This window comes from Streptococcus sp. KHUD_011 (genome assembly GCF_046352925.1).
Classification (GTDB): domain Bacteria; phylum Bacillota; class Bacilli; order Lactobacillales; family Streptococcaceae; genus Streptococcus.
In genome coordinates, this window is the sequence record NZ_CP157578.1 from 1596499 (window position 1) to 1611693 (window position 15195).

Sequence of the window (15195 nt, forward strand, 5' to 3'; positions counted from 1 at the left end):
ACAGGCTATAGCAATCACAAACAGATTACTCCCCGTTTCTTCTCCCTTATTCACCACGGAAATCATGAGAAGATTCGATGCTATAATCAACGTAGAACAGATGATAAAAAAGGATTTCTTATTCATATAGGGTACCTCATATACTATGGCATTTTAATTGATGACTACAGGCAGTACTTCTTTCCACAAATCTTCTAATCATCAACTGACATCGAGTGAACCGTTAAAACTTGACGAAAGATTTGATTTTGGCAGGTGGTATTGAGACTGGTATTGGGATGGCTTTCCACAATTTTCATGACGGTATAGAGACCAACTCCTCTCTCCTCCCCTTTAGAACTGGCTCCAAAGGAGAAGATCTCAGAAATATCTATGCCCTCTTCTTTAATGGAATTTTCAATGATAAAGGTCTCCTGTGCTCCATTTTTTAAAAAGGCGATTGAAACATGAGGTTGACTAGCCTCTGCACTGGCTTCAATAGCGTTGTCACAAAGGATAGACACAATGGTTAGAAAATCAAGTAGGCTCATCCCCTCAACCTGAATCTCCTCAGGAACTTCGACATTAAAGACAATCTTCTTATCTCTAGCTTTTAGAAATTTCCCTGCTAGAAGACTTTTGAGGGCACGGTCACGAATATTTACAAGTCGTCCAAGGTCATATTTATTGTCCTGCAATTTTTCACTAGAATCCTTTAAGACCGAGTCATAGACCTCTTTTATCTGCTCCATATCCTCCTCTTCAATGCCCAGACGTAAGCTGGTCAAGAGGTTGGTATAATCATGCCGAAAGCTCCGTACTTCCTTGTAAAGTTCCTCTATATGCCGACTATAGCGTTCCATATCTCTGTAGCGCAAGGCCTGCTCTTGGTCCAATCTCTCATGGAGTTTGTCCTTCAAATAGGTATCCAGTTTCTTGATAATCCCCATAAAAAAGAGAAAGTAAAACACCAGAATCAGATGGCGAACAGTCTTTGATTGAATACCTTGTTCATATTCAAAGAAAGACAGACTTTGCATCACCAAATAGTAGGTTCCCATTATCCAGTTAATCTTAGTCAGGGACTTTTGAAAAGTTTTATCTAGAATCTCCCTTCTCAAGTTAGTGAAATCATAGTCCAACCATTTCAAAAAGACTAGGGAAATGAAGAAATTGAAAATTATTATACATAACCAAGCAAATGAGTAGTCATCATATACTTGCCCTTGTCCCAAAAATGGAAGCACAAAATAGGAAACACCTCTATGAAAGAGATTCACTAATATCATTGGAAAGAGACCATAAAAGAGAAGGAGTTTTTTAGGAAGTCCTCTTAACAATAAGAAAGATAAGCCTATGCCGTACAAGGGTTCCATAAAATAAAATAGGTAATTATATCCTACCATATATTCAATCATTAAAAAAACAAAGGCCAACAGTATCTTAAAAAGAAAAGCCTTAAAAATCCTCTCAAAAGTGATACCAATTCCATCCACCTTAAAGAAAATGACAATTTCTAGCCCATGAGTAACAAGTGTATACAACAATATCCAAGCAATATTCATAAACTCTCCTAGCTCAGTGTAAGTTATTAATAGCTTCAGACACTTCTCTGACCTTATAACGCGCAATCATACAGCTTCCGCCATTAGGAAAGAAAAGGAGTTTTTCTTTCTTATCCAAACGAACTACATTGGCAGGATTAATGAGAAAAGAGCGATGGCACTGCAAGAGACGGGGTTCCTGCTTGAAAACCTCCTCTAAACTGGCTGTAAATTCCAGTCTGTCTGTCTTGGTATAGAGAATAACACGATGAGCTCTGGGCGATGTTTCAAGATAATAAACCTCTTTAAAAGGATACTGGAATTGGGCAAATTTTGATTTAAAGTAAAAGCAATCTTCCGCCAGACTTTTACTGTCTTGACTATTGGCATAGAGAAGGGCTGTTTCGATACGAGATTCAAACTCCTCTGCCGACAAGGCCTTATCAATGTAGTCCAAAGCAGACACTTGGTAGCGAAAGGACAGGGGCATAAACTCCGAGTGAGTTGTCACAAAGACAATCAGGGCATAGGGATCTCGATCCCGAATCTTTCTAGCCACTTCTAGCCCCTTCATCTCCTCATTTCGAATCTCAATATCCAAAAAGAATAGCTGATGGGCTCCCTTCTCATGCACCTCTGCCAGCAGTTGATCTGGCTTACCAAAGACCGCAAAAGAACTGGGAGTGATCTGATGTTCCTTCAAGAGTTTCTCAATCGTCGCTTCAATCCTAGTCTGCTGGGAAAAATCATCTTCTAAAACAAATATTCTCATCTTCTTACTCTCCTTGTTTCCATTTCTTCCTAAAAAGAGAATAGCAAAAATACTTTGATACAAGCCCACCAAATCCTAAACAGGCCTTTAACGCTCCTGAAGGGTATCTTGTTCCTCAAATAAGCATGATAATCTTACAACTATTTTATCATAAAATCTTAACAGTACCATTCAGGAAATTTCAAGGGCAATTAAAGATTTTTTGGTGAAAAAGGAGATAAAAGTGATAAACTGACAGTATCAAAACACAGTTGCTAGAATCAAGACTGGCACCCAGATTAAAGGAGGAATTCTCATGACAGATACAGACCCCATCAAAAGAGCTCAGACTTTGATTACTGACTTAAACAAAGCCTACCAAGCATGCAAACAGGCAACCGCTGACGACGTCCGCTTTCAGGAGCAATTAAACTCTATTCTTGGCTTTCTAGCCAAGGCTGAAACAGTGGATAATCGAGTCTTGATTGAACTGGAAAAATTTTACCAGACTTCCAGTCTTCTCATGGGACTCAGCGCTCTTGAACCAGATGCTCCTACTCGTGCCGCTTGGCGTGCCTATGACCGCTTCCACTTTGACCAAGTCAAGACCAAGTTGAGTCTCTACGGACCAACCATTATCCTGTAGAAAATAAAAGAAGCTGAGACAAACTGAACTCAACTTCTTTTTTAGTGTCATATAGGCAAGATTAATCCTGCATCTGACGTTTTACCTGATAAGGTAGGTACAAGACTAGTAAAACCAAACCAGATCCCAGTAAGGCTAGAAGGGCTAGTTTTTCTTGGAAGGTAATCAACCCAACAACTAATTCCACAAGTAAAACAAAACTAGTCAATCCTCGGACTACAGCCTGCAAGCCTTTTTCTTTTTGCCCCTTGTCCAGTGGAAAAAGTTGGGTCAAATACTGGTAGTCAAAGGCATGATAGAGGGCCAGCAACTGGAAGAGCAAGAGGTAGTTAAAGAGAACCACCACTGCTGTCGCAATCCAAGCTTGCTCGATAAAAATCTGCGCCAGTATGGAAAGCAAGAGCAGACGGAGACTGAGAGCAAAGAGGTCTCCATTTCGCAGATAAGAACGCAGATAGAGATTTTGCCAAATCTTTCCAGGCACCTTCTGAACAGTCTTTAGGATAAAGTCCAGATAAGCACGACGTTTGACACTGTTTGAAATTCCTTTTACCTGCGTAAAGAGAGCGAAGAAACGAAGCAAGACTTGCTTACGCTTGCTTTCTTGAGAAATAACATAGTCCCAGTTCAGTCCAGTTTCCGTGAAAAATTTGCTGGCCTTTTGACGAAAGAGGAAATATTTACCTAACCCAAACAAAAGCACATAGACCAGAAAAACAGGCAAGCCATAACCCATTGCCAAAAATAGGGGCGCAAATAACAGCAAGAAAAGGTTCTGGACAAAGAGCCAAAAGACTAGGGAAATGCCAGTTTGACGCTTAAGATGGAGCTTGATTTCCTCTTCTCCAACTAAGAGAAAGAGCTTATCTGGTGCCTCCATATAGGTGGCAATTCCACCCCAAAGCAAAAGTAAAACAGACGTAATTCCTACAAATAAAAGGATAGGCCAATGATTTTCAGGAAAATCTTGTAAGAGTTGACTGTACTGGTAGGCTAGAAAGCCCAACAGGACAAGCAGGAATAAGACAAAGTGGTCATTGAGCACATAGCGCAGATAACCAAGACACTCCTTACGAAAAGCCTGCTTTCTCTTTAAAAACAAGTCTTTCATAGCTCCTCCTCTTTGGTCAGAGCCAAGTAAATATCATTCAAACTAGCCTCAGGCATATCAAAGGCTTCGCGCAGTTGCAGGAGATTCCCCTTAGCACGCACCTCACCCTTGTGGAGAATGACAAAGGCATCACACATCTTCTCCGCCGAATCCAGCACGTGGGTACTCATGAGAATGGACTTGCCCTTTTGCTTTTCCACTTCCAAAAGCTGAATCAAGTCTGCAATAGCCAACGGATCGAGCCCAAGGAAAGGCTCATCCACGATGAAAAGACTCGGATCCACCACAAAAGCACAGATAATCATGACTTTCTGCTTCATCCCTTTTGAAAAATGAACAGGGAACCAGTCTAATTTCTGGTCCAAGCGAAACATTTTTAACAAGGGCTCTACTCGATCAAAAGCCACTTTCTGCTCAATACCATAAGCCATGGCAACCGTTTCGATATGCTCTCTGAGGGTCAATTCCTCATACAGACTAGGTGTCTCAGGAATGTAGCCAATCTGCTTGCGGTAGCTCGTTGCATCTTCTTGCAGGGTCAGGCCATTGATATTGATGGAGCCACTATAGGGTGTCAACAGACCGATAATTTCATTGATCGTCGTTGATTTCCCAGCACCATTGAGACCAATCAAACCGACCAACTGCCCACTTTCAACTGTAAAGGACACATCTTTCAAGACAGGGACATGAACATAGCCACCTGTCAGGTTTTTAATTTCTAACATATTTTCTCCAAATCTGGTATAATGTAGCTATATTATATCAAAATTCAATACAGTAGAGGTAGATTTTATGTCAGATTGCATTTTTTGTAAAATCATTGCAGGGGAAATTCCTGCTTCAAAAGTATATGAAGATGAGCAGGTTCTTGCCTTTCTTGATATCTCTCAAGTGACACCAGGACATACCTTGGTCGTACCAAAAGAGCACTACCGCAATCTTTTGGAAATGGACGCCACTAGCGCCAGCCAACTCTTTGCCCAAGTGCCAACAGTGGCCCAAAAAGTCATGAAAGCTACCAAGGCTTCTGGTATGAATATCATTGCCAACTGTGAAGAAGTCGCTGGTCAAACCGTCTTTCATACCCACGTTCACCTCGTGCCTCGCTACAGTGCGGACGATGACCTCAAGATTGATTTTATCGCCCACGAACCAGACTTTGACAAACTTGCTCAAGTCGCTGAAACTATCAAAAACGCCTAAGGAGTTGCCATGAAATTATCCAATCTACTGCTATTTGCAGGAGCTGCAGCTGGAAGTTATCTGGTCACAAAAAATCGCCAAACCATCACAGATGAAGTCTTGAATACCACTGACCGCGTTCAAGCTATCAAGGATGATGTGGATATTATCCAAAACAGCCTCCAAATCATCGACCAGCAAAAAGAACTCATCAAGGAATACCAAGAAGACCTCACTTACAAGTTTAAGGTCTTGGAAAAGGATATCCATACCAGACTAGCTGTGATAAAAGAAATACAGGAAACTGAAGATAAGTAAAAAGAGCCCGATGGCTCTTTTTAAAACGTAAATAATTTATATCCCATCAACTATACATCACAATTTAGACAACTCATCCATCGTTTCAGAACTAAATCGAATACTTTCCCAGACTTTCCGCCGTAATGAAAACACCTGAAATAGTTTGGTTTCAGGTGTTCGGAAACTTTGAGACCTAGGCTCAAAGTTTAGGTATGGAACTTCGGAGAAGGTCGCTACCGTCCGTCATTACTTAAGGAAAGTCTTAAAAAATCTGTAAACAAAAAGAGCCCAACGGCTCTTTTTACTTTATTCTCCTTCAAAGGCATCTTTAATATGGTCAAAGAAGCCTTTTTTCTTTGGATTGACTTTCAAATCACCTGCAGCTGCGAATTCTTTCAAGGCTGCTTTTTGGCGGTCGTTCAAGCCTGTCGGAGTCACGACATTGACGGTAACGTATTGGTCACCAACTGCACCACCACGAAGACTCGGAGCTCCCTTACCACGTAGGCGAAATTTCTTACCAGTCTGAGTTCCCTCTGGGATAACCAATTCAACATCACCGTGAACAGTTGGGATATCAACTGTGTCACCAAGAGCTGCTTGGACAAAGTTGAGGTTGAGATTGTAGAAGATAGTCGTTCCTTCACGTTCAAACTTATCGCTGGCTTCCACAGAAACCACTACATACAAGTCACCATAAGGTCCACCGTTAAATCCAGCTTCACCTTGACCCGCTAGGCGAATTTGTTGACCAGTTTCCACACCAGCAGGGATTTTTACATGTACGCTATGCGCTTGTTTTTCATGACCTGTTCCGTGACAAGTTGTACATGGATCTTTGATTTCTTTTCCGCGACCATGACAGACATCACAGGTTACTTGACGACGCATCATACCAAGCGGAGTCTGCGTATCGACGTTAATGACACCAGCACCATGACAGCGTCCACAAGTGACTGGACTTGTTCCTGGCTTAGCACCTGAGCCATTACATGTACTACAGCTTGCTTCACGATTGTACTTAACCTCTTTTTCAGCTCCAAAAATAGCTTCTTCAAAGGTCAAATTCACACGATACTGGAGGTCATCCCCCTGACGAGGAGCATTTGGATTGCGCGAAGCACCGCCTCCGCCGAAGAAACTTGAGAAGATATCTTCAAAACCACCGAAGCCTCCTGCCCCGTCAAAGCCGCCGAAACCACCTGCACCACCAAAGCCACCATTGGCACCAGCCGCACCATATTGGTCATAGGCTGCCCGTTTTTGGTCGTCACTCAAAGTCTCATAGGCTTCCTGAACTTCCTTGTATTTTTCCTCAGCACCAGGCTCCTTATTGATATCTGGGTGATATTTTTTCGAAAGCTTACGATAAGCCTTTTTGATTTCGTCTGCCGAAGCGTTTTTTGACACCCCCAGACGATCATAAAATTCAGTATTGTTCATACAAGATACCAAGACCGTAAAATTCGACTGAAAAATAGGAAATCTGACGCTGGAGCGATGCTCCTAGACAGATTTATCTTTTTTCCGAGAATTTAGGTCGGGTTCAATTCCTTTCTTTTATATTGAGTTAGAAATTCTGGAACCCGTGTTCAATTCCCTGAACACCTTTGTTCCTTTCTATTGTTATTGTGAATCAAACCTCGATTTAGGTCGGGTTCAATTCCTGTATTTCATATTGATGAGACAAACCCCAAATAAATCAGGTTTAGGCCTTTTTTATCGAAAAACAGAGGCTGGGTTGCAACCTCTGGATTTCTTCTTATCATTACGACGTTCGAGTTTTAAAAATCAAACTAGTAATGCTAAATCGAGCACGCCCTAACCTCTTGGTGAAAAAGACAAATCTTTCTAGAAACTAAAGTTTCTGCGTCAGATTTCCTATTTTCACTGTGAGGTTTTAACGGGCTTTGCATCTTACTTTTCAGTAAACTCTCCATCTACGACGTCATCGCCTGCGTTTCCTGTTGCTTGTGCGCCTTCTGCTCCTGCTTGAGCTTGTTGAGCTGCTGCAGCTTGTTCATAGAGTTTCACAGCAAGTCCTTGAGCTTTTTCGTTCAATGCTTCAAGTTTCGCTTTCATGTCGTCCAAGTTGTTGTCTTCTTGGGCTTTCTTAAGGTCATCAAGGGCAGCTTGGGCAGCGTCACGTTCTGTGTCGAATCCTTTGCCTTCAGTTTCCTTGATAGTCTTTTCAGTTGCGAAGATAGCTTGGTCTACTTCGTTACGAAGGTCAACTTCTTCTTTACGTTTCTTATCTGCTTCAGCGTTTGCTTCTGCATCTTTCATCATGCGGTCAATTTCTTCATCAGTCAAACCTGAGTTAGATTGGATGACAATAGTTTGTTCTTTTTGAGTTCCAAGGTCTTTAGCCTTAACAGAAACGATACCGTTCTTGTCGATGTCAAATGTTACTTCGATTTGAGGAATTCCACGAGGTGCAGCTGGGATATCGGTCAATTGGAAACGTCCAAGAGTCTTGTTATCTGCTGCCATTGGGCGTTCACCTTGAAGAACGTGGATATCAACGGCTGGTTGGTTGTCTGCTGCAGTTGAGAAGACTTGTGATTTAGATGTTGGAATTGTTGTGTTGCGATCGATGAGTTTTGTGAAGACACCACCCATTGTTTCGATACCAAGTGACAATGGTGTTACGTCAAGAAGGACAACGTCTTTGACATCACCAGTGATGACACCACCTTGGATTGCAGCACCCATAGCAACTACTTCATCAGGGTTTACTGATTTGTTTGGTTCTTTACCAGTTTCAGCTTTAACTGCTTCTACAACGGCTGGGATACGAGTTGAACCACCAACAAGGATAACTTCGTCGATTTCTGACAAGCTCAAACCTGCATCTGAAAGGGCTTGACGAACTGGAACTTTTGTACGTTCTACAAGATCACGAGTCAAATCGTCAAATTTCGCACGAGTCAAAGTCATTTCCAAGTGAAGAGGTCCAGCATCACCTGCAGTGATAAATGGCAAGCTGATTTGAGTTGAAGTTACACCAGAAAGGTCTTTCTTCGCTTTTTCAGCTGCATCTTTCAAACGTTGCATTGCCATCTTGTCAGTAGACAAGTCAATACCGTTTTCTTTCTTGAATTCTGCTACCAAGTGGTCGATGATCTTTTGGTCAAAGTCGTCACCACCAAGTTTGTTATCTCCTGCAGTTGACAATACATCGAAGACACCGTCACCCAATTCAAGGATAGAGACGTCAAATGTACCACCACCAAGGTCAAATACCAAGATTTTTTCTTCTTTATCAGTCTTATCCAAACCATAAGCAAGAGCTGCTGCAGTTGGTTCGTTGACGATACGTTCTACTTCAAGACCAGCGATTTTACCAGCGTCTTTGGTTGCTTGACGTTGAGCATCGTTAAAGTAAGCTGGAACTGTGATAACTGCTTTGGTTACTTTTTCACCAAGGTAGTCTTCAGCGTAGCCTTTCAAGTATTGAAGAATCATAGCTGAGATTTCTTGTGGAGTGTATTCTTTGCCGTTAGCAGAAACTTTTTCAGAAGTTCCCATCTTAGATTTGATAGAGATGACTGTATCTGGGTTTGTGACCGCTTGACGTTTTGCAGCATCACCAACGATGATTTCGCCGTTTTTGAATGAGACTACAGATGGAGTTGTGCGGTTTCCTTCTGGGTTTGCGATGATTTTGCTTTCAGTTCCTTCAAGAACTGCAACTGCTGAGTTTGTTGTACCTAAGTCAATACCGATAATTTTAGACATGTGTTTTTTCTCCTTGTTAGTTAATTTTCTATTTTTTATATTTCCCTTAAGTGGTGGGGACGTGAGCAACTCCCTTCGGGATTTCATCACTTATTTTTGAGCCTATTGTCTCAAAAATCCCCTGTTTCAGTAGCAAAAGCTACTGAAACTTTCACCACGGCGGGAAATATCTTTCTTGCAAGCCTCCGGCTTGCATCTTATCTTTCTTCATAGTTTAGTGTCGTTTCGGACAAGTTTTTTAAGCTTTCTAGCTTAGCTGTAAACAACCACCATTGCTGGGCGCAGGATGCGGTCATGGAGTTTGTAGCCTTTTTGGAAGACTTGTGCGATGGTATCTGCTGGATGTTCATCGTCTGCTGGGAGAGTTTGGATGGCCATGTGGTAGTTATGGTCAAATTCGCCGTCAGCTGCGATTTCTTCGATTCCTTCTTCTTTCAAAGCGTGAATCAAGCTTTCTTGCACCATTTCCAAGCCTTTTTTGACATCATCTGTCAAACCTTCAACTGCGAGCGCACGCTCAAGGTTGTCCAAAGAAGGGAGAATCGCTTTTGCCAAGTCTTGGCTACGGTAACGTTGCAAGTTTTGACGCTCTTCATTGGCACGGCGTTGGATATTTTGCATTTCTGCATGAGCGCGAAGGTATTTATTTTCGAACTCATCTGCACGTTCATTTGCCAAGTCCAACTCAGACTTCTCAGGAGTTGTTTCTTCTACCGTTTCCACAACTTCCTCTTCTTGAACTTCTTCTACTTCTTCATTTTTTATATCTTGGGCCATTTTCGCCTCCTTTAATGATTTCAATCTTAATGTACTTCGTAATGATTACTGCTGAGGTAGCGGTAAAAATCTGTCAACTTCATAGTCAAAACACGGTTGACTACGTTGACTTGGTTGATTAGTTGTTGGTAATCCAGATTGACTGGACCGATAATGGCTAGAATTCCAACTCCCCGATAAGGAATGAGAAATTTACTACTAATCACCGCTAGGTCAGCTAGACAGGACTCTTGACTGTCCGCAACACGGACGTTTTGCATCTGATCTTCACGCAACCCCTCACGAATCTCCAGAGCCACCTTTTGCGGTTGGTCAAAGAACTGATAAGCTGCCAGATTGGCAAAATTCAAGAGATTAACCTTGCCAGCCACCACGATATTTTCGTTGAACATTTCCTTAAAGATGTGTTCAAAGAGATCAATGACATTATCCGTTGTTGTGAAGTAACGCTGGATAATCTGCGGAATCTCCGTCCGAATCTTGTAGTGAATATCTAGAACGGTGTGGCCGAGGAAACGTTCCTGAATGATGCTCTTCAGCTTCAGCAAATCTTCCTGCAAGAAGTTCCTTGGAATCAGAAACTGACTGGTAACCGTTCGAGACTCGTCTAGGGTGAACACTGCCAAGGCTGTATGTTGACCTAAAACAACGATATCAAAGGCTGTCAACCGCTGCCTGCTGGGCTCAACATCTAGTGCTACTACTGTACAGCCACTCAAGTCTGTTAGTAGGTTAGCAGCCTCTTGCAGAATATCCTCTAGCTTGAAGAATTCCTGATCAAAGGCTTTGACAATCTCATAAACCTCATTTTCAGCCAGTCGGTCAAAATCCAGTGAGTGTTTTACATAGTACTGAAAACCAGCAACACTTGGCATCCGACCACTTGAAGTATGAGCCTTCTCAAGCAAACCTTGCTTTTCTAAAGCCGCCATATCATTACGAATGGTAGCACTGCTAGAGTTAATAGACTCTTGCAAGGCTTTGGATCCGACAGGTTCGTGCGTTTTGGTAAAGATGTCAATAATCAGATTTAAAATATCCTGCTGACGCTCTGTAACCATCTCATCACTCCTCTCTGTCTGACCAGTTAGCACTCGATACGTTCAAGTGCTAACTTATGATTCTATTATACACCCTTAAAAGAGAATGTCAAGACAAAAACTCAAAAAATTAGCACTCTTTTGTCAAGAGTGCTAAAAATCAGTCTGAAGACCTAGAAAAAAAGACCGCCCTCAGGCAATCTTTCTTCTATATTAGTATTAGTAAAGGTCTAAATAATTATCAATTTCCCATTGTGAAACGAAGGTTGCATAACTTGCCCATTCGATTCGTTTGGCTTCAAGGAAACTAGTATAGATATGTTCTCCGAGAGCCGCTATGACAACTTCATCTTCTGTCAAAGCTTTCAAAGCGTTGTGAAGGGTTGATGGAAGGTCTGTAATACCAGCTTCCTTACGCTCTTCTGCTGTCATGATGTAGATATTTTCTTCGATAGGAGCTGGTGCTTCGATTTTATTCTCAATACCATGCAAACCAACTTCCAACAGCACAGCCATAGCGATGTAAGGGTTCGCCATTGGATCCACTGAACGCAACTCAAGACGAGTTCCCATACCACGTGAAGCAGGCACGCGCACAAGTGGCGAACGGTTACGACCAGCCCAAGCAATATAAACAGGCGCTTCATAACCTGGAACCAAACGTTTGTATGAGTTAACCGTTGGGTTCATGATGGCAGTATAGTTGTAGGCATGCTTAATCAAACCACCAAGGAAATGGTAGGCCGTTTCTGACAACTGCATTCCTTTTGGATCATTTGGATCAAAGAAGGCATTGTTTCCTTCTGCATCAAACAAGGACATATTACAGTGCATACCTGATCCGGCAATACCAAATTTTGGTTTGGCCATAAAGGTTGCGTAAAGACCATGTTTGCGAGCAATGGTTTTAACAACGAGTTTAAAGATTTGAATCTTATCACAAGCACGGAGAACTTCATCGTACTTAAAGTCAATCTCATGTTGTCCAACCGCAACCTCATGGTGACTTGCTTCTACTTCAAATCCCATTTTGGTCAAGACATTGACAATCTCACGACGTGTATTGTCCGCAAGGTCAGTAGGCGCCAAATCAAAGTAGCCACCCTTGTCATTTACTTCAAGTGTTGGGTCTCCATTTTCATCAAGTTTAAATAGGAAGAATTCTGGTTCTGGTCCAAGGTTGAAGGACTTGAATCCCACTTCTTCCATGTGACGAAGAGCACGTTTCAAATTGCCACGAGGATCACCTGCAAATGGCTCACCTTCTGTTGTATAGACATCACAGATCAAACCTGCAACACTTCCATTTTCATCTCCCCAAGGGAAGACTGTCCATGTATCCAAGTCAGGGTACAAGTACATATCTGACTCATTGATACGTACAAAACCTTCAATAGAAGATCCATCAAACATAGCCTTATTTGACAAGACTTTATCTAACTGTTCATCTGTAGCAGGAATTTCGACGTTTTTCATGGTTCCCAAAATATCTGAGAACATGAGACGAATAAAGGTAACATTTTTTTCCTTGACTTCACGACGAATATCTGCAGCTGTGATTGGCATGAGTTTTCTCCTTAATGTATAACTACTTGCGGTTGCCTAACCGCGACCAAAAGGTGACCGTACTGAAGCAAAGCGACCCTGTTGGAGGAGTTCATTATGAAGTGCACGACGCACCTCAGTCTGACTCACCGCTTTCTTGGATTTCGCTTCACGTTCAGCATATTTTTTCTTGATGGCAGCGATATTATAACCTTCAGAGATATAATCTTTGATTTCAAGCAGACGATCCATGTCATTCAAGGAATACATGCGACGGTTCCCTTCGTTTCGATCAGGCTTAATCAACTCTTGATCTTCATAATAACGAATCTGACGCGCCGATAGGTCGGTCAACTTCATAACACTGCCGATAGGAAAAACAGCCATATTTCGGCGAAATTCTTTTTCCTTCATTTACAATTTCCTTCTTTCTGTCTATTATAGTCTAAAAAAAGACAAACGTCAATTGATAATGTTATAAAATGTAACATTATTTTTCTTTTTTCTCTAAAATGAGCCGAATACGATCAATATCGTAATTTACGAGAATTGCGACAAAAACTCCCATGAAAGTTTCTGATACACGCGCAAACACGTACAAAATCGTTTCCCCACTCGGAATTGATAAGGTAATGATTAACATAGCTGCTACACCACCAATAACCCCTGCTTTGTTATTCATGGCTACATTTGTCATAATGGTTAACATGGTGCAGATTGGAACAACAACTAAGGTTACCCAAAAGGCTTCGTGGAAAAAACTATTTATTAGGAAGAAAACCAAGGCATAGAGGCCACCGATACTATTTCCTAGAATACGCGAAGTCCCAAAATGAACACTCTTATCAAAACTCTCCCTCAAGCTAAAAACGGCTGTCAAAGCACCGATTTGAAGACCTTTCCAACCAAAAAAGCCAAAAATCAAGAGAACTAGAAAAACAGCAATACCTGTTTTAAAGGTTCGCATACCAAGTTTGAACTGGGATTTATCGAATTTATATTTTTTAAAATAACTCATAATCTCAACTTTCTATTTCCATTTTATCATAAATTGGCTGATTTTATGAGCAATAGTTGAGAGGAAGCGTTTTTATTTTAAGCAAAAGAAAAGAGGAACTTTCATCCCTCTCTTCTTTGACTTATTTATAAAATCTTATTTTTCTGTCAAGGCTGCAAGTCCTGGAAGAACTTTACCTTCAAGAAGTTCCATTGATGCTCCACCACCGCGTCACAAATACCTACACTAACACAAAAAGGTGACATAGCCACCTTTTTGTTAACGTTTCAGTTTTGTTCCTTTTTCTACAAAATCAGGATTTTGTAGAGACTAACGGGCTGAAATTATTTTTCTGTAAGTGCAGCCAAACCTGGCAATACTTTACCTTCGAGAAGTTCCATTGAAGCACCTCCGCCCGTACTAATCCATGAGAATTTATCTGCACGTCCAAGGTTGATCGCTGCAGCAGCTGAGTCACCACCACCAATGATTGATTTAACTCCTGGTTGTTTCACGATAGCGTCCATCACACCAATTGTACCTGCTTGGAAGTCTGGGTTTTCAAATACACCCATAGGTCCGTTCCATACAACTGTTTTCGCACCAGTCAAAGCTTCGTCAAATTTAGCGATAGATTTTGGACCGATGTCAAGACCAAGGAAGCCTTCAGAAACTGCTTCACCTTCAGTGTCACGCACTTCAGTGTAACCAGCAAATGCGTTTGCTTCTTTTGAGTCAACTGGCAAGATCAATTTACCATTTGCTTTTTCAAGAAGAGCTTTCGCAACATCCAATTTGTCTTCTTCTACAAGTGAGTTACCGATTTCGATACCTTGTGCTTTGTAGAATGTGTAAGTCATACCACCACCGATAAGGACTTTATCAGCTTTTTCAAGCAAGTTTTCGATAACACCGATCTTGTCTGAAACTTTTGAACCACCAAGAATCGCTACGAATGGACGTTCTGGAGTTTCAACTGCTTCTTGGATGTAGGCAATTTCGTTTTCAAGAAGGAAACCAGCAACTGCTTTTTCAACGTTTGCTGAGATACCAACGTTAGATGCGTGTGCACGGTGAGCTGTACCGAATGCATCGTTTACGAAAATACCATCTCCAAGTGATGCCCAGTATTTACCAAGTTCAGGATCGTTTTTAGATTCTTTTTTGCCGTCAACATCTTCGTAACGAGTGTTTTCAACCAAAAGAACTTGTCCATCTTCAAGAGCGTTGATAGCTGCTTCCAATTCAGCACCACGAGTAACACCTGGGAAAACAACGTCTTGGCCAAGTTTTGCTGCCAAGTCTGCTGCTACAGGAGCAAGTGATTTACCAGCTTTATCAGCTTCTTCTTTCACACGTCCAAGGTGAGAGAAAAGAATTGCACGTCCACCTTGTTCGATGATGTACTTAATAGTTGGAAGAGCTGCTGTGATACGGTTGTCGTTAGTGATTACGCCATCTTTCAATGGTACGTTGAAGTCAACACGAACGAGGACTTTTTTACCTTTCAAGTCAACGTCTTTAACAGTAAGTTTTGCCATGTTACAAAAACCCCTTTATTTATTTTATTCGAAACTAT

At 41.6% G+C, this 15195-nt stretch carries 15 protein-coding genes; 3 read left to right on the forward strand and 12 right to left on the reverse strand.

What is annotated here, in order from left to right; all coding sequences use genetic code 11:
* Window positions 1-194 precede the first annotated feature (194 nt).
* On the reverse strand, window positions 195-1544 hold the full coding sequence (locus ABKJ27_RS07695; RefSeq protein ID WP_410011633.1) for a sensor histidine kinase: 1350 nt from the start codon (window positions 1542-1544) through the stop codon (window positions 195-197).
* Between the two features lie 13 nt (window positions 1545-1557).
* Window positions 1558-2295 (reverse strand): response regulator transcription factor, encoded by a 738-nt coding sequence (locus tag ABKJ27_RS07700; RefSeq protein ID WP_410011634.1) that lies wholly within the window; start codon window positions 2293-2295, stop codon window positions 1558-1560.
* Window positions 2296-2590: 295 nt separating this feature from the next.
* Between ABKJ27_RS07700 and ABKJ27_RS07705 the strand changes: the two genes are divergently transcribed.
* The gene (locus tag ABKJ27_RS07705) at window positions 2591-2920 is read left to right on the forward strand and encodes a helicase BlpT (protein WP_084947397.1); all 330 of its coding nucleotides are present in this window, start codon (window positions 2591-2593) and stop codon (window positions 2918-2920) included.
* 61 nt (window positions 2921-2981) lie between these two features.
* On the opposite strand, the gene ABKJ27_RS07710 is transcribed toward ABKJ27_RS07705, so the two are convergent.
* Together ABKJ27_RS07710 and ABKJ27_RS07715 are read right to left on the reverse strand one after the other, a co-directional pair.
* A complete protein-coding gene (locus tag ABKJ27_RS07710) occupies window positions 2982-4031 on the reverse strand; it encodes an ABC transporter permease (RefSeq protein WP_410011635.1) in 1050 nt (349 codons plus the stop codon).
* Window positions 4028-4759 carry an ABC transporter ATP-binding protein gene (locus ABKJ27_RS07715; protein WP_000889954.1) on the reverse strand — a complete coding sequence of 244 codons (732 nt, stop codon included), beginning with the start codon at window positions 4757-4759 and terminating at the stop codon, window positions 4028-4030. The genes ABKJ27_RS07710 and ABKJ27_RS07715 overlap by 4 nt, the downstream gene beginning before the upstream one ends.
* Before the next feature lie 67 nt (window positions 4760-4826).
* Here ABKJ27_RS07715 and ABKJ27_RS07720 point away from each other — a divergent pair, with 67 nt between their 5' ends.
* Together ABKJ27_RS07720 and ABKJ27_RS07725 are read left to right on the forward strand one after the other, a co-directional pair.
* Window positions 4827-5237, forward strand: a complete 411-nt coding sequence (locus ABKJ27_RS07720) for an HIT family protein (RefSeq protein ID WP_410011636.1) — start codon at window positions 4827-4829, stop codon at window positions 5235-5237.
* Between the two features lie 9 nt (window positions 5238-5246).
* Complete coding sequence (locus ABKJ27_RS07725; protein WP_410011637.1) at window positions 5247-5534, forward strand: hypothetical protein; 288 nt, start codon at window positions 5247-5249, stop codon at window positions 5532-5534.
* Window positions 5535-5822: 288 nt separating this feature from the next.
* Here the strand turns inward: ABKJ27_RS07725 and dnaJ are convergent, their stop codons facing one another.
* From dnaJ to ABKJ27_RS07765, 8 genes are all read right to left on the reverse strand, one after another.
* On the reverse strand, window positions 5823-6959 hold the full coding sequence (dnaJ, locus tag ABKJ27_RS07730) for a molecular chaperone DnaJ (RefSeq protein ID WP_001066308.1): 1137 nt from the start codon (window positions 6957-6959) through the stop codon (window positions 5823-5825).
* Between the two features lie 474 nt (window positions 6960-7433).
* On the reverse strand, window positions 7434-9257 hold the full coding sequence (gene dnaK, locus ABKJ27_RS07735; protein ID WP_410011638.1) for a molecular chaperone DnaK: 1824 nt from the start codon (window positions 9255-9257) through the stop codon (window positions 7434-7436).
* Between the two features lie 252 nt (window positions 9258-9509).
* Window positions 9510-10034, reverse strand: coding sequence for a nucleotide exchange factor GrpE (gene grpE / locus ABKJ27_RS07740; protein WP_166736000.1), 525 nt, complete (start codon window positions 10032-10034; stop codon window positions 9510-9512).
* Window positions 10035-10060: 26 nt separating this feature from the next.
* Window positions 10061-11095 (reverse strand): heat-inducible transcriptional repressor HrcA, encoded by a 1035-nt coding sequence (gene hrcA, locus ABKJ27_RS07745; protein ID WP_000255759.1) that lies wholly within the window; start codon window positions 11093-11095, stop codon window positions 10061-10063.
* A 198-nt stretch (window positions 11096-11293) separates the two neighbouring features.
* Window positions 11294-12640 carry a type I glutamate--ammonia ligase gene (gene glnA, locus ABKJ27_RS07750; RefSeq protein WP_049501990.1) on the reverse strand — a complete coding sequence of 449 codons (1347 nt, stop codon included), beginning with the start codon at window positions 12638-12640 and terminating at the stop codon, window positions 11294-11296.
* A 36-nt stretch (window positions 12641-12676) separates the two neighbouring features.
* Window positions 12677-13033, reverse strand: a complete 357-nt coding sequence (glnR, locus tag ABKJ27_RS07755; RefSeq protein ID WP_000659548.1) for a transcriptional repressor GlnR — start codon at window positions 13031-13033, stop codon at window positions 12677-12679.
* A gap of 76 nt (window positions 13034-13109) precedes the next feature.
* Window positions 13110-13637 carry an FUSC family protein gene (locus ABKJ27_RS07760; protein WP_218493988.1) on the reverse strand — a complete coding sequence of 176 codons (528 nt, stop codon included), beginning with the start codon at window positions 13635-13637 and terminating at the stop codon, window positions 13110-13112.
* Window positions 13638-13960: 323 nt separating this feature from the next.
* Window positions 13961-15157 carry a phosphoglycerate kinase gene (locus ABKJ27_RS07765; protein WP_001096743.1) on the reverse strand — a complete coding sequence of 399 codons (1197 nt, stop codon included), beginning with the start codon at window positions 15155-15157 and terminating at the stop codon, window positions 13961-13963.
* Between the last annotated feature and the right edge of the window lie 38 nt (window positions 15158-15195).